Genomic DNA, 15,410 nt, shown 5'->3' on the forward strand with positions numbered 1-15,410 from the left:
CCCTCTCTATACTTTCCCCTTTCCACCCTTTCTATGCAAAGTACATTTTACAAAACGTGGTATCTCTTCTTTCTTTTGGTCGCCTTACTGGGTTGTAAAAAGGAAAGCGAAACGCAACCTACCCCCACCCCACCGGTGACCATGGTCACGATTGAGAATTATAATCTTATCACTGCGGGGATGACCTATACCCAAGTGGTCACGCTCTTAGGACCCGGGACCAATAGGGGTAGTAACGAGTATTCGTGGAGTGCTGACAACACCAACACGATCATCATCTATGTTGTCTTTGCCAATAACACGGTGCAAACCAAGCGGCAAACTGGCTTAGCCAGCGGCAGTAGCGGGGGCACTACTGGTGGTACCACGGGCGGCAGTACGACGGGCGGCTCGTGCCCGGCCACCTACAATGGTCGCATGGTCTACACGGGCCCCCGCGGTGGCTGTTACTATATAAACAGCAACGGCAATAAGACCTATATCTAGTCAAATACCAGCCGAGGCAGTAAGCCGGCAGGTGGTAGCGCTCACTTTCCTACCTGCCGGCCCACTGCCTCTTACCTATTCTCTTGCATCTATACCTTCCTATGAAAAAAATACTACTCCTTTTTGCCTTGATCGCATTCGGCGGCTGCGGTGGCGGTGAGGCGCCTAGCCCCAAAACCAGCCAGTGCGGCTGTAGCAAATACAACAAAGCCGACTGCCAAGCGCGAGGTACTTGTACCTGGACCGTCGGGAAAGGCTGCGGCTGCTAAGGCCATGGGCTTCCGGTTTCGCAAGAGTTTCAAAATAGCCCCGGGTCTCAAGCTGAATGTCAGCAAGAGCGGCTTCAGCACGACCATAGGTGGTCGCGGCGCCAGCGTGAACATCGGCAAGAAAGGGGCTTACCTGAATACGAGCATCCCTGGTACGGGTTTATCCAGTCGAAGTAAGATGGGGGGTGGTCGCTCGACGGCGCAGCGCAGTACGACTAGTGCGCCGGCTATCCCAGCTACCCCGCAGCCCGCTAGTACCCGTTGGTTTAGTTTTGGCGTCGCCTTTGCCGCGTTCGGGGTGTATACCTCCCTTCACAACTATGTTGACCCGCCCGCCACCCTGGCCAAACCAGTAGACGCGTTGTGGGGAGTTCCTATCTGGGTGGCCTTCGGCCTTATCTGGTGGTTTATCCGCAAGCAAAAACGCGCGGCTAAACAGGGGCGTTATGAGGCCTATGTCCAAAAGCAAGCAGCAGAGGAAGAAGCCCTGCGCTTAGCGATCGAAGGCCAAAAACAGCAACAGCAAGAGGTGGCTGAGATGGAACGGCAGCGCCAGCAGGCGCGCGACGCGGAAAAGGAGCAACAACGACTAGCAGAGTTTCGGCCCCATTTGGAAAAGGCCACTGCCTTATTTTCCGACGGGCTTATTGATGCCGCGCAACTAGCGGAGTGGCAAGCAGTGCCGGAGCGAAAATACAGCTCCGCTTTCTCCCTCGGCCTCGAAATTGATTCGGCTGATTACCGGCTTCGAGCCGAGCGGAAACGCAAAGAAAACATTCGCTCTAAATACGAGGAGGCCGTATCGGACAAGTTGATTGATCGCAAGATTGAGACTGGGATGACGCGGGAACAAGTCCTGGATTCGTTTGGGGAGCCCACCAAAACCGAGCGAGTGCTAACAAAGGCGGGAGAACGGGAAACGCTTATTTATGGCAGTAAATCAGCCGGCAGCTATTTTCATATTATGGACGGTGTAATTACAAAAGCCGTTGTTCGCTAAGGACTAGCTGCTTCTAGCTATGCAGCAGTCGCCATGGTGAGATACACTTTTCATCCTACGGTTCAGCCCACTTCAACTAATGATGGTACCGTCCTCTCTTGATCTTATATGAGCCACTCGCGGGCGTATGTCTACCAGCTATTCGATGCTCAGGATGGGGGCCGTGGCCTGGAACGAGTCTTCGACGGCGTTATTCTAGGACTGGTATTGCTCAACGGAGCTGCCGTGGTCTTAGGCTCAGTTAAAAGCCTCTCTACCGCTTACCGGCCCTTCTTTGTCGGCCTGGAAATCGTCTCCGTGTACGCTTTTACGATCGAGTACGGCTTACGCGTCTGGTCGAGCGTGGAAGATCGACGCTTCCGAGATCCGGTGCGCGGCCGGCTGCGCTTTATGTGCACGCCAATGGCGTTGATCGATCTGCTGGCTATCCTGCCCTTTTATCTCTCCCTGGCTGGGGTTGATTTGCGCATTCTGCGCTTGCTGCGCCTGTTTCGGCTCCTGAAGGTAGCGCGCTACGTTCGGGCGCTGGACGTGATCGGGCAGGTGGTGAGACGGAAGCGGCCGGAGTTACTAGTTACGACGGGGCTGATTGGCCTGCTGCTCGTCCTCGTCTCCAGCCTGATGTACTATGTGGAGAGTGCCGCTCAGCCCGACAAGTTTGGCAGCATCCCGGAAACCATGTGGTGGGGCGTGGCGACGCTGACCACGGTCGGCTACGGGGATGTGTATCCTATCACGGTGGCCGGCAAAGTGCTTAGTAGTGTGATTGCCGTTTTAGGGCTGGGTCTGTTTGCCTTGCCTACGGGAATACTGGCTGCCGGCTTTTCGGAGCAGTTGGCTCAGCAGCATAGGTCGGCGGAAACGCTTCCGTACTGTCCACATTGTGGTCACAAGCTATAAGCGTAGTTTTTGTCTACCGGCTTTTCTGTAACAGCGCAACCGCCACGTACCCTATCCGCCCATTGACTGCTACTTTACAATAGGGGCCCTGCGGCTCACCTAAGACATACACCGTGGCTGTCTTCGGGCAGGTATAGACTTCCTCCGCATTAATGTCAGGCGCGGCGCGCAGCGGTGGATCCATCGGAGAATTGAAGGTCGTTATTAACCGATAGTTCAATTCTTCCGCACTTGAACTTGGTTTCCAGGTCGGGGCAAGCGGTGGTTTATGGGCCGTGACTGGTTCAGTAGCGGGAGCCATGTAGGGAGCAGATGTACTCATGGTACTGGTTAGCAACCGCTTCGATAGGTAACCGGTGTGACCATTTACCAGCACTTTACAGTACGTTTCATTGGTGTCTTCCAACACGCTAACCGTCGCGTTGCGGGGGCACAAATACACTTCGCTGGCATCAATGTTAGGTTGAGCCCGCACAGAAACCGGCATCGTTGCATCTAGGCGGTAGACGCCAGGCAGCATCGCGTACGAATTTGCTACCGGTTGATCAGTCGCCTGCCCCCTTACCTCAGGGCTCCTATTGGCTGAACCATTGGCATTGGAAGACCCGCTGCCGCCTGAAGACGGGGTGCTGGAGGTGCCTGCTTTGTTGGGATTATAATTGCCTGGATAGCTATAGTTGTCCGTGACGGTATGATTGGGACGCGTCCTTTGATGGGGCTGCACATAGGTGCCGTTTTTTCGGTAATAGCCTCGAACACTGACTTGCGCAAAACAGGTTGACCCAGCTACAATCACGAAGGTAAAATAGAGCACGCACCGGCTCCAGAATGTAACGAGTCTTTCCATATAGATCGATAAGTATTGTGAGCTTACAATTTAATGATAAGCTGCTTGGCATACAGCTTTTGTATATTAATAAATAGAAGATTTAGGAATATACTGGGTTTGACTTTTGCCGTAAGTGCAATGGCACATTTATGGTCCTTAGGTAGGGTACCCTTTATTCTTGTTCTCCTATGAGCCTTACCCTTCACTCTGTTACCAATGCCTCAACCCCGGCTGCTGAAGGCGTCTGGTTGCGTGCTTCAACAGCTGTAAATGCCAAAGGGTATGCAGTGATTGATAGAACATTCAATGGCGATGGAACTCCTTCTAATGAGTTTCGCCACATTTATCTCTTTCCAGATGTTGTCATCGGCAAAGATGAATGGATCCGTTTAGTAACAGGCACCGGTACTTATCAAAAGGCAAAGCCAGATAAAAATGGTCAGGTGGTGCACTTGTTCTATTGGGGCTCTGGCACCTGTGTCTGGAATGACAAGGGGGGTGATACAGCTGCCTTAATTCAGTATACTACAGTCAATACTAAACCTGTACCTACTGAGCCAAAGTAGCTCATACTATTCATTCAAGTTTATCACTTGGTTTTTACGAACAAAGAGCCCCTCACATGAAGGGCTCTTTGGCTTTCAGCGACCCTGTTCGGTGTGCTGTTGGCAATGGTAACAAGGTCCTACTTCTGGCCTTCCATCAAACGGCACGGGTGAACTATGCGAACTGTGCTTAACGGCTCCGCATTGATCATTGAAATGATATACGCGGGAGTGCTCGGCAAGTATGGGCGGCTGAATAATAGATTTGACTTGGAACTCAGGAAACCATATTGGGTCAATTCGGGGCATACGCGTTTGATTTTAAATATGTGGTTGCGTATGAATAAACAGAAATTCCGCGATCTTTCAACAGAAGGGGGAAATTTACTCAACTATGATGCACCAGTTGCCCGAATGGCGCAACAGTTGAGTGAATTGTGCAATTGTTGCCACAGGTTGCGCAACTTTTCTTTCAAACTCGTATGTTTGTACAAGTCAGGACAGACAATCGGTCGGTCAACCCAAACGGCGGCCCGGGCCGAAGCCCGAACCGCCGCCATCCTACGGATGTCCGAGCCAGTGGCTAACCACCGCTCGAATGAATCCCCCTAGCGCGGCCTTGAACAGCTCTAGGGAAATGAGAAACCAACGGGCTTTGCCCCCCGGTTTCCCCTTCGCACGCACCTTTCTCATGAGTAAGAAGTCTAGGTGTTTGCCCACCTGCTTCTTGAAACCCCGGCTGGTACCAACAGTCCGGGGTTTCGCCATTTTCTGGCTCCCGTGTTGGCGAGGTGTTTACCGTACGCTTAAGCCAAAGGTAAGCCCAAAAACCCTGAATTTCTTGCGTTCTGACCGGTTTTAGCCACGCAGTGGCAAATAAAGCAGGGCTTTCACCTCTCGATTTTAGTGACTTGCTGCCCATAGCCAGCGCCCCCGTAGTGCCGCCAGTGGATTACCGAACAGCTTGCTGACGGTAGGGCGGGCGGCCCCTCGTTTCCTTGCTCCACAACGGTAACCACTGCTAATTCAGCTCGGATCAAGTCAAAGCGCACCAGCGGTCTTACTCCATTGGGGCACAACTAGTAATCTGGTCTGCCAGCTCGCACGAGACCTCTTGGCAGTCGGGTTTTCCATAGGTAGCGACGGGACATGAAACTGTAAGACCTACCGCGCGCGGTGCGGTCTACGTGGGGAGCATATAGATATTGCCCAAGATCCGGTAGAAGTGGCCGTGGGCCGCAGGCTCCACCTGCTCGACTAGGTAGCGTTGCCCCTCCTGGCGCAGGTTTTTGGGAAACTGCACGTACCAGTCCTGGTAGCCGGCCGAGGCCACGCGCACGCGCAGCTGGCTGCCCACGCGCACGCAGCGCAGCTGCACCCCGGCCAGGGCGGCGGGGGCGGACTCCAGCACGTGGCTGGGCACCGTAGCCACCCGCTCCTGGGGAGCCTTGGTGGCCGTGACCGGCGCGGTGAGCCCCTGCTCGGCCTCAGCCAAGGCCGCCGGGCTCACATCCAGGCAGGCAAAGGCGCCATTGCTGGTGACCAGGTACAACCGCTCCTCGACGTATTGCATCGAGCAGGCCGAGCCGCAGCCTGTGGCCAGCTTCCACAGGCGCTGACCATCCTCGGCAAAGCAGTACACCGTGGAGTAACTATCGCCGGCGAAGACGAAACGCCCGTCGGGCGAGGTGGCGCAGGAAAACACGGCGGCATCAGCCTGGTAGGTGCGCACCAGCTGCCCAGCTTGATCGAACTTAAGCACCTGGTGGTGGGCCGTGGCCGCGTAGACGTGCGCGCCGTCGAGCCACCCGAATAGAACCGGCTTGGTAGGCTGGTACCACACCAGGGTTTCCTGCTCCCAGCCGTAGTAGCAGCGCACGCCCTGCGAGTCGCCGTAGTATACCCGGCCCACCGCGTCGCAGCGCACCATCCAGGCACAGTTGCCCCCGGTTTTTACCGCCCACTGCTCCTCGTCCTCGTAGTTGACGGTCGTCAGCTGGCCCCCCGCGTCGGCCACGGCCAGCAGGCCGTTGGCAATGTCGAGCCAGTAGATGTCAATGTGGGGGTTAATCTCGTAGGCTAGACGCGGGGTTTTGCCAGACAGGTCGTAGACGTTGCCGTCGTCGCAGCCCACGTACAGCCACGCGCCGTCGGAGACGATACACTTGACGCCCTCACTGAGCTGAAACTCCAGCTCTAGCTCCCCCTCGTGGCTGAGACGGTACACGCGCCCGTCCTGATTGCCCATCCAGCAGCCGTGCGCGTCAACGAAGATGCCGAAGGCGGGCGAGCCGGTATTGAAGCGCCAGCGCGTGGGAGCCATTTTTTTGGTGGTGGCCGGGCGGCTTTCCACGAGCCGCCGTGTCATGGTGCGCTTCTGGCGCACGCCCGGGACGGCCTCGGCGTAGCCTTTGCGCTTTTTCTCGTTGACTTTCTTGAGAGCCAGGCTGGTGGCGGCCTCCGGCGAGGGGCAGTGTTGGGTACTGCTAGCGCCTGGCGTGCCGATGCGCCCGTAGCGGAGCGTCAGGGCCGCGCCATCCACAGTGGCTTCGTAGAATTTATGGGCCGTGCCAGTGACTTCGTCGTCGGAATATTCGAGGTAATAGGTCTGCATAAGGACGCAAAAAAGGAGGTCGCCTGCCCTGATTAAGGGAACGGGTGAAGGAGGGGGTAAACTACGCAAAGCACGGCAGCTACCAAAACCTAAGAACTGTATTTTTGCAGGATCCACACGCGGGTTATCCTAGGGAAGAGCGAGCCGTAGTACCCTGGAGATGCAATCGCTCGACCCATAAATGCTGTTTAAGGCAACAACCAACAGCGGCCTGGATAACCGGGTTTTCTTGCATTTACTTTAGGCTCCAAAGCCCCTTATAGCCGGCAGGGCTAGGGACGGTGAGCACTAGGCGGACGTTGCCATTACGATTACTCCTTCGCCCAGCATGGGGAGCGCAGAATGGCCTTCCGCTTAAGCGCCTTTGGTAACGCCCAGCAGGGTTAAATACCGATACACCGTGGAACGACCAATACCGAGTAGCTGGCCAATCTCCTCGGCTGTCTTGTCTTTTTGTAAATAGAGGGTTTTGACCGCTTCGGCTTTCCGCTGGGCTTCCTTGCTCAACCCGGGAGGCCTTCCCCCCTGCCGACCCCGGGCCCGCGCGGCCGCCAGTCCGGCCTGGGTACGTTCCCGGATCAGGTCGCGCTCAATCTCGGCCAGGGAAGCAAACATATTAAACATCAGGCGGCCCTGGGCGGTGGTCGTGTCCAGGTGGTCCTGCAGACTGACAAACTGGATCTGCTTTTCCTGAAAGCCGAGCACCAGCTCCACTAAGTGTTTGAGGGAGCGGCCCAGCCGGTCTAGCTTCCACACCACGACCGTATCGCCGGGCGCTCCTTCAAAGCCGACGCTTTTTCCTTGATCACCTCTTGACAGCCGTAGGCCCGCAGCGCATCGAGCTGTAGGTGCAGTTGCTGCTGCTGGGTAGACACCCGCGCATAGCCCCAAATCATCCGTTCGTCTAGCTAAGTCAATAAACCTTAAGTTACTGACTCATTGATTACTGAGACAACAATTCTAGACTTTATATTGTCCTTGGGAGCCATTTTAATGGACCCTATCCGAGCCCTAGACGAGTCCAAGAATACGGTGGTTTTTCAGGATACGTGACCGAAACTATGATGGGAACGAACTAGCCACTTGGCAGCATCCTGCAGCTTCTGTTTTAAAGCTGCAGGATGCCGCCAAGTGGCTAGAAAAATGGGGGTAAGCGTTCCTAGGCTCCTCGCTCTTGCTGTTTAGGGCCGATAAAAGCGCTCGGTGTAGTGCTCACCTTGGGTGGTCAGATGCACCACGTACCACCCCGTGGGCAAGATAGGTAAGACGACCTCGCCCGTCCGCAACGTAGAGCCCTGCTGGCGTAGCAGAAGTTGGCCTGTCGTGTTATACACAGCGAGCGTCACGTCCGCGGCGAACGTACCATCATAGTGGTAACGTAGATGGCCATCCGCCACGATGGTGGGATACACATGAAATTCTGGAGCGGCATGCATGACGCGCACGGAGCGCACGGGCAGCACCGTTTCCCGGCCATCGGTATCCACCTGGCGGAGGCGGTAGTAGATGACGGGAGCCGCATAGCGCGAAAGATTCTGATCCACGAACTGGTAGGCCGTAGCTTGGGTGCGCGTCCCCTGCCCGGTTTGCCGGCCGATTTCGCGAAACCGGCGTCCATCGACGCTACTTTCAATCACAAAGGCCGCGTTGTCTATTTCCTGCGCCGTGGTCCAGCGCAGCAGCGCATCGCTACCCTTGGCCTCGGCCGTAAAGCGCACCAGCTCCACGGGCAACGGATTTGTGCGCTGACTCAGGGTCCAAATGGAAAAATGCTCCACCCCGCTGGCCGTGACCGTATTGGCCGTGGTATTCTGGCTCAGCGAAGCAACGGCCTCCCAAGGCCCGGCCGGCCCCGTCGCCGAGCGCAGCAGGGTCAGGCCTTCTTCCGCCAAACCGTTGAGCTCCGAATCAAAATAGCCAAACTGCAGGACTACATCTAGGCCGCTATTGGTGGCGGCCTCAATGTTGTAAGAGCGCAGCACCGTGCTCCCGGTACCCTGCCCGGATAGGCTCGTTCCCGTCAGGCGGCGCACCGTCGTTGCCCCCGGCAAAATGGCCCCGCGAGGGGTGAGCACTAGGCCCAGATCCCCGAAGTCGTAGCTCCGGCCGGCCGTCGTTAACTGGGCGCTGCTGAGCGTAGTGCCCAGCACGTAGCTCTCCGGGCTTTCACGCAGCGTCGCGCCGGTCGTGGTTAGTTCATAGGTATTGGTCGCTAACGTTCCCGCGCTCATCGTTAACATATTGGTCACGACAGCTGCCCTTTCCAAGCTTAAGGCCCCCGAAGGTTTATTTACTTCCAGCGTGCCGAAACGAGTCAACGCGGTGCCGCCGACCGTTTGAACGCCGTCCCCCCGAAAGACCACGGCTCCGGGCAAGGTGGTCGCCCCATGGTTCTGCCAGTTTCCAAACACCTCCACGGTGGCCGCCGCCTGCAACGTAAACTGAGCTCCTGCCGCAATGGTGAGGCTGTGGACGGCAATGCTGCCCTGGTCCACGACGGGATAGGTCGTCAGACCCGCTGGAATCGAGGCGTCGTCGGAACGAGTAGGGACGGCATTGCCCTGCCAGTTACCGGCCGTATTCCAGTCGGAGCTGACGGTACCCGTCCACACGAACACTGAGGCCTTGTTTAAATATACATGGGCACCTAAAGATCCCGTAGTCACTAAATCAAGCGTGCCGTTGCCGTCTATGTCGGCTAAATCAAGGCCAGCTGGGGAGCCCTTCACAGGATGATTCCGGGCAAGCATAAAGGAGCCCTGTCCATTATTCAAGCAGATAGAGACGTTGTTCGACGCCTGGTTGCTGGAGACAAAATCAAGATCGCCATCGCCGTCCACATCCCCCAGCTTTACATCCACGGCTCGGGCTCCGACGGGGACTGCTGCAGAGTTGGTAAAGGCCCCGGTGCCGGAATTGAGCAGCACCGAAACCGTACTGCGGCCGGCGGACAACTCATAGTTGGCCACGACCATATCCAAGGCCGAGTCCCCATTTAGATCCCCGAGCGCCACGGCCACGGGGCTGCCCCCGACGGACACGGAGGAGCCCTCGGAAAAAGTGCCCGTGCCGTCGTTTAAGCGGATGACAACCGTATTCGTGAGCCGACTACAAGCAATGACGTCCAGATCCCCGTCCCCGTCGATGTCGCCTGCCGCCACACTCTCCGTGTGCCCGGTGGCGAGCGTCGTATAGGGTAAGAACCTGCCATTACCTTGCCCCAGCGAAACGGAAGTGCCAGCCCCCACACAAGCCACGAGCAAGTCGATGTTTCCGTCGCCGTTTAGATCCGCTGGCACAATGGTTCTCAAGCCACCCGTGGCAGTACTGCCGGCCACGGGTACGGGCAGCCAATCCCAGCGGTTGAAGTTACGGAAGAAGTTGATGTTACGAAAAAGTGTTATTTCATTCGCCGAACCGGAGGTCGCCACGACGTAATCGCGGTGGCCATCATTGTCCAAGTCGGCACTGGTTATAAACTTACTTGCGCCCGCCGCCCCGTTGATACTATTAAAGACGCTGCCATTGAAGTAGCTAACCTGCGTCCACGCCAGCGTCTCAAAGGAGTACGCTAGATCCATGAAGCCGTCACTATCCATGTCCGTGGCGTGGATGCCCGAAACAGCCTCGCTGGCTAAGGTGTAGGTATCCCCAGTGAATGTTGCCGGGGCCGGGGCAGTTGCGGCCGTGACCTGGTAAACAAACGGTTTGGCCAAGGAGGTGCCATCCCCTGCCTGGGCGGCCGTGGTCACGGATATGTGGGCGGTTTCGCCGGCCCGCAGGTCATAGGCCGGATTGTAGGTCACGGTTGCCGTGCCGCTGCCCGAGAATGTGCCCGCGCTCAGACGGCTTTGTTGCCGGCCGTGCATCCGTATTGCCTGCACGGAAGCGGCTGTAGCATTCATGGCACGGGAAAAGGTAAGATTGAAGTTGACACTGCCTGGTATCCCGACGGCATTGAGTTGTGGCGCGCGCGCCGTCAGGGTAGGGGGGACGGCAAACGGGTAGGCGTTGCTAAGTCCATCGATTGTTGTTACGCGCACCGTGCCGCTTACCGCGCCCGGGGGTACCATCACCTCCAGCTGGGTGGGGGAGAGAACCGTGTAACCCGGCGCCAACACCCCATTGAAGCTTACGCTCGTCACGTCCCTAAAGCTTGTGCCCACAACGGTTACCCGCGCGCCAACCGGAGCGCGGGCCGGTGTAATGCCAGTGATGGCGGGCAGCACCGTAAAGGGCAGCTCATTGCTGCTACCGAGCGGAACCAAGACCTGCACCATGCCGCTAGTGGCCCCCGCCGGCACGCGTACCGTCGCCGTGGTACCGGCCGCATTTATTGTGAACCCAGGGGCTGTCGTTCCCTGAAACGTGATACCCGTGCTGCCCAGCAAACCAGTTCCAGTCAACGTAATGCTCGCTCCTTCCGCGCCGGCACCAGGGGACAACGCCGTGAGGGTGGGCGCGGGCGGCAGAAAGGTCGTGCTGCTCGTCGCCGTTCCGCGGGGCGTAACGACTTTAATCAGACCCCGAGTAGCTCCTTGCGGTACCAAGGCTTCAATCCGGGAGGAGGAAATAATTGTAAACGTGTTCGCCACCACCCCATTAAATAGCACCTGCGTTGCCCCGTGCAAATCGGTGCCGATAATGGTGACACTCGTACCTATAGGCCCACTGTCGGGACTAAAGGTGGTAATCAAGGGTGCGGCCGTATACAAGACGCCATTGCTAGTACCGATTGGAGAGGTTACCAGGACGGGGCCCGTGGTGACGCCGACCGGGGCAGACACCGTGATAGCCATACCATCCGCGCTGACGGAATAGCCCGGCGCCGGCGTCCCGTTGAAAGCGACCGCGGTCGCGCCCAGGAAGTTTTGCCCCGTAATGGTCACGGGGGTGCCCGGACCGCCAAAAGCCGGGGTAAGGCGGGTGATGCTCGGGCCTACGGTAAAGGGTAGCCCATTGCTGACCCCATGGGGGGCGGTGACTACGACGGGGCCACTGGTCGTGCCGACCGGCACCGTGACACTCATACTAGTGCCCGCCGAGTTCATCGAAAAACCGCCCACACGGGTGCCATTGAAGGTCACCTCCGTAGCGCCCCGCAGACTAGTGCCGGTAATCGTTATTCTACTGCCAATAGCCCCCACGTTGGGACTGAGCGCTGTCAGCTCGGGCGCCGGAACGAGGAACGGGGTGGTGCTTGTGACTGTACCCCCGGGGGTAGTCACGTGCAGCGGCCCGCTGGTCGCACCATCGGGCACAAAGGCCGTTATCTGCGTGCTCGAGTTGACTGTAAAAGAGGGCACTGTCGTCGTGTTGAACACCACGCGGCTGGCCCCCCCGAACTCGGTGCCCGTGATCACGACAGCGGCACCAATAGAGCCACTGGTCGGCGTAAAGCTGAGCAGGGTGGGCGGTAACGTAAACGGTAAGCTGTTGCTGGCCCCATTGGCGGTATAAACTACCACGGGGCCCGTGGTGACGCCCTCGGGCGCCGCAACGGTGACGCTCGTGCCCTCGGCATTGACGCTAAAGCCAGGAGCCGGGAGGCCATTAAACGTCACTTGGGTCGCCTGCGCGAGCCCGCGGCCCGTGATGGTGACGACTGTGCCAGCGGTCCCACTCGTGGGGGTCAGGGAAACCAGCGTGGGGGCGCCGGTGTAGAGGACGCCATTGCTTTTGCCATTGCGGGTAGTGACCACGACGGGCCCCGTGGTGACGCCCTGGGGCGCGGGAACCGTGATGCTGGTTCCTTCGGCGTTCACGGTAAAGTCAGGCGCGACGAGGCCATTAAACGTGACGCTCGTCGTGCCCAGGAACCCCGTGCCGGTCAGCGTGACCACCGTGCCGGCAGGGCCAGTCGAAGGAGTGAGCGTGGAGAGCAGGGGTGCTGGGATAAGGAAATTGCTAGGGCTGGTGGCCGTTCCGGCGCCGGTCGTCACGCGCAGCCGCCCACTGGTAGCCAGCTCCGGCACCACGACGGTCAGCTGGGTCGCGGAGGCGACAGTAAAGGTTGGCGCCGCGACATTATTAAAACTAACTTGGGTGGCATCGGTAAAGTCTGTTCCCGTGACGGTGACCGTTGTGCCCACGGCACCACTGCCGGGGCTAAAGCTGGTGATCGTGGGCGTCGCGGTAAACAGCAGGCCATTGCTGGCGCCGGCTGGGGTCGTCACCACCACGGGACCCGATGTGACCCCCGTGGGCGCGTAGGCGACCAAGCTGGTGGGTGAACTCACGGAGAAAAAGGACGTGGCCACACCATTAAAAGTAACCCCCGTGGCGCCCGTGAAGGCGGTGCCCGTCAGGGTTACGGCGGTGAAGGCGCCGCCGCTACTGGGCGCGAGGGCTGTGAGCACGGGGAGCGCGACCTGAAAGCTCGTGGCTGAGGTGGCAGTGCCGCCCGGGGTTCGCACCTGCACGGGGCCGCTGACCGCGCCACTCGGCACGGTCACTGTCAGCCGGGTCGAGGAGTTTACCGTGAACGAAGGCGCGCTTACCCCGCCAAAGGTTACTTGGGTGGTCCCCGTGAAGTTGGTGCCGGTAATGACTACGGAGGTGCCGACGGCGCCTGCCTCGGGGGTAAAGCTGCTAATAACCGGGGCGGCTGTAAACCAGAGGCTATTGCTGACGCCATTGGGCGTCGTCACGAGTACCGGCCCCGTCGTCAGGGGCTGCGGCGCCGTGACGGTGAGTGACGTACCGTCGGCATTGGCCGTGCCATCGGTAGCCGGCGTCCCATTGAAGGTAATGCTAGTGAAGCCCAGCAGGCCCACCCCCGTGATCACGACCTGACTGCCCCCCGGCCCGAAGCTTGGGGAGAGACTAGTGAGTACAGGGGCGCCGGTATAGAGGACACCATTGCTCATGCCACTGGGCGTGGTCACGACCACCGGCCCCGTGGTAACGCCGGCAGGCGCGGCCACGCTAATCTGGGTCCCCTCCGCGTTGACGACAAATCCCGGGGCTGAGGTATTGTTAAACTGCACGAGGGTCGTGCCCGCGAAGCCCGTGCCTTCAACGGTGACGGCCGTGCCGGCGGGCCCACCCTCGGGGGAAAGACGGGTTATGGTGGGGGCGGGAATGGTAAAGGGGGTAGCGCTGGTGCCACTCACGCCGGGCTGGGTGGTGACCACGATAGGTCCCGTGGTTGCCCCAGCGGGCACCATAGCTGTCAGCTCCCCGGCGGCATTCACCGTGAAGCCGGGAGCGGGAATGCCGTTAAAGGTTACCTGAGTCGCCTGAGCCAACTGGCTGCCGGTGAGGATAACTTTTGTGCCGATCGGCCCGCTCGCGGGCGTAAACCCAGTGATGCGCGGGGAGGCGGTATTGAGGCGAACAGTGATTCCACCATTGCCCCCTAATACAAAGTAACTGGGGGCAATGACATCCAGGGTCCCATCGTTGTTAACATCCGCCAAGGCCGCATAATAGGCAGAGAAGGGGATACTCTCCCCGGCCGAAAAGATGCCCTGCCCATTATTGAGCCGCACATCCATCGTTGTTTGACCCGTAGCGAGCATATCTAAATCCCCGTCCCCGTCCACGTCGCCGAGCTTGACATCAGGCGGGCGGTTGCCGACGCGCACTGTGCTCCCGACCCGAAACGCACCTGTCCCGTTATTCTCGTTTAGTAAGACCGACACGCTGTGGGTTTCGACGCCCTGATTGGCAGTCACGATATCCAGGGCGCCGTCCCCATTAACGTCGCCTAGCGCGACGCTGTTGGGCTGCGAACCGACCGGCATGGTGGAGCCGCCGGAGAAAGTCCCTAGCCCATCATTGAGCCGAATATAGGCGCTATTCCCGCCCGCATTGGCCGTCACCATGTCTAGGTCGCCATCCCCATCTACATCCCCAGCCGCGATCCCAACTGGGACGGGCATAAACATAAACCTTGACCGAGTCATGGGGAAGGTGCCATCGCCCTGCCCAAAATAGATTCCCACTTCGCCCACGGCACTAGCTATCAGCAGGTCCAGATTCCCATCCCCATCCAGGTCCGCGGGCGCGATGGTGCGGGAGTCATTGCCTATTCTTCGCCCGGGCAGGGTGGTAAACGTGCCGGTACCATTGTTTTGCAGCACGTAGAGCATGCCGGCATTAGCCACCAAGATATCCAGGTCGTGGTCATTATCCAGATCGGCGGACGTTAGAAAATAAGCGGGCCCCATCACATAGTCGACGCTAGGGCTGAAGCGGCCATCGCCCTGCCCGAACCACACCTGGAGTTTGCTCGTGCTGCCCTGGCTGCAGGTTGCTAGGTCCAGGAAGCCATCGCCGTTGTAATCGGCCGTGGTGACTCCATACGTGTAGGAGGCCGACGGGAGCAGCACCCCGGGCGAGGCAAACGTGGCCGCGGAAGGCGCCGTCCGGGTGGTAAATTGGTAGCTATACGCCTGGCTCAACGCGGTGCCGCCAGCATCCTGGGCGGCTTTGGGTACCGTTACCTGGATTGTTTCCCCCGCCCGCAGCGCGCGCGCGGGGGTGAACCCCACAACGCTCGTGCCCGCGCCCGTATACGTGCCTTCGAGCAGGCCGCCGCGCTGGGCGCTATACACCCGCAACCCGGCCGCTGAGGCCGTCGGGGCCTGCATCGGCCGGGAAAAGGTGATGGCTAGATCGGTGCCCACCGCGACAGACGTCGCATTGCGGGTGGGGGTGACGCCAACGACTTGGGGCCCCGCGGGGAGTTGCGCCTGTGTGGCACCCGCTACATGCAGCAAGACCAGCAGCAAAAGCAGGCGCAGGGGAAGCGTAAAAAGAC

At 58.8% G+C, this 15,410-nt stretch carries 8 protein-coding genes and 1 pseudogene; 4 read left to right on the forward strand and 5 right to left on the reverse strand.

The window, feature by feature from the left end:
* Window positions 1-33: 33 nt before the first annotated feature.
* Window positions 34-486 (forward strand): hypothetical protein, encoded by a 453-nt coding sequence (locus G7064_RS22595; RefSeq protein WP_240935908.1) that lies wholly within the window; start codon window positions 34-36, stop codon window positions 484-486.
* Window positions 487-599: 113 nt separating this feature from the next.
* On the opposite strand, the gene G7064_RS21020 is transcribed toward G7064_RS22595, so the two are convergent.
* On the reverse strand, window positions 600-761 hold the full coding sequence (locus tag G7064_RS21020) for a hypothetical protein (RefSeq protein ID WP_166075299.1): 162 nt from the start codon (window positions 759-761) through the stop codon (window positions 600-602).
* Between G7064_RS21020 and G7064_RS21025 the strand changes: the two genes are divergently transcribed.
* Together G7064_RS21025 and G7064_RS21030 are read left to right on the forward strand one after the other, a co-directional pair.
* Entirely contained in the window at window positions 760-1,755 is a 996-nt protein-coding gene (locus G7064_RS21025; RefSeq protein ID WP_166075300.1) for a DUF4236 domain-containing protein, read from the forward strand. The genes G7064_RS21020 and G7064_RS21025 overlap by 2 nt on opposite strands.
* Window positions 1,756-1,863: 108 nt before the next feature.
* Entirely contained in the window at window positions 1,864-2,655 is a 792-nt protein-coding gene (locus G7064_RS21030; RefSeq protein WP_166075225.1) for an ion transporter, read from the forward strand.
* A gap of 13 nt (window positions 2,656-2,668) precedes the next feature.
* Here the strand turns inward: G7064_RS21030 and G7064_RS21035 are convergent, their stop codons facing one another.
* Window positions 2,669-3,502: an SH3 domain-containing protein gene (locus G7064_RS21035; RefSeq protein ID WP_166075226.1), complete on the reverse strand. Its 834-nt coding sequence runs from the start codon at window positions 3,500-3,502 to the stop codon at window positions 2,669-2,671.
* Between the two features lie 170 nt (window positions 3,503-3,672).
* Between G7064_RS21035 and G7064_RS21040 the strand changes: the two genes are divergently transcribed.
* The gene (locus G7064_RS21040) at window positions 3,673-4,050 is read left to right on the forward strand and encodes a hypothetical protein (protein ID WP_166075301.1); all 378 of its coding nucleotides are present in this window, start codon (window positions 3,673-3,675) and stop codon (window positions 4,048-4,050) included.
* Between the two features lie 1,162 nt (window positions 4,051-5,212).
* On the opposite strand, the gene G7064_RS21045 is transcribed toward G7064_RS21040, so the two are convergent.
* The 3 genes and pseudogenes from G7064_RS21045 to G7064_RS21055 all read right to left on the reverse strand — a co-directional run bounded on the left by G7064_RS21045 (window position 5,213) and on the right by G7064_RS21055 (window position 15,381).
* A complete protein-coding gene (locus G7064_RS21045) occupies window positions 5,213-6,643 on the reverse strand; it encodes a WGR domain-containing protein (RefSeq protein WP_166075302.1) in 1,431 nt (476 codons plus the stop codon).
* A 354-nt stretch (window positions 6,644-6,997) separates the two neighbouring features.
* Window positions 6,998-7,539, reverse strand: a pseudogene (locus G7064_RS21050) (recombinase family protein).
* A gap of 285 nt (window positions 7,540-7,824) precedes the next feature.
* Window positions 7,825-15,381 carry an FG-GAP-like repeat-containing protein gene (locus G7064_RS21055; RefSeq protein WP_166075303.1) on the reverse strand — a complete coding sequence of 2,519 codons (7,557 nt, stop codon included), beginning with the start codon at window positions 15,379-15,381 and terminating at the stop codon, window positions 7,825-7,827.
* Between the last annotated feature and the right edge of the window lie 29 nt (window positions 15,382-15,410).

The sequence above is a fragment of the Hymenobacter sp. HDW8 genome, from assembly GCF_011305775.1.
Taxonomy (GTDB): Bacteria; Bacteroidota; Bacteroidia; order Cytophagales; family Hymenobacteraceae; genus Hymenobacter; species Hymenobacter radiodurans.

Coding starts and splice junctions, on each gene's coding strand:
- G7064_RS22595 (WP_240935908.1), top strand. CDS start 34: ATGCAAAGTACATTTTACAAAACGTGGTATCTCTTCTTTCTTTTGGTC.
- G7064_RS21025 (WP_166075300.1), top strand. CDS start 760: ATGGGCTTCCGGTTTCGCAAGAGTTTCAAAATAGCCCCGGGTCTCAAG.
- G7064_RS21020 (WP_166075299.1), bottom strand. CDS start 761: ATGGCCTTAGCAGCCGCAGCCTTTCCCGACGGTCCAGGTACAAGTACC.
- G7064_RS21030 (WP_166075225.1), top strand. CDS start 1,864: ATGAGCCACTCGCGGGCGTATGTCTACCAGCTATTCGATGCTCAGGAT.
- G7064_RS21035 (WP_166075226.1), bottom strand. CDS start 3,502: ATGGAAAGACTCGTTACATTCTGGAGCCGGTGCGTGCTCTATTTTACC.
- G7064_RS21040 (WP_166075301.1), top strand. CDS start 3,673: ATGAGCCTTACCCTTCACTCTGTTACCAATGCCTCAACCCCGGCTGCT.
- G7064_RS21045 (WP_166075302.1), bottom strand. CDS start 6,643: ATGCAGACCTATTACCTCGAATATTCCGACGACGAAGTCACTGGCACG.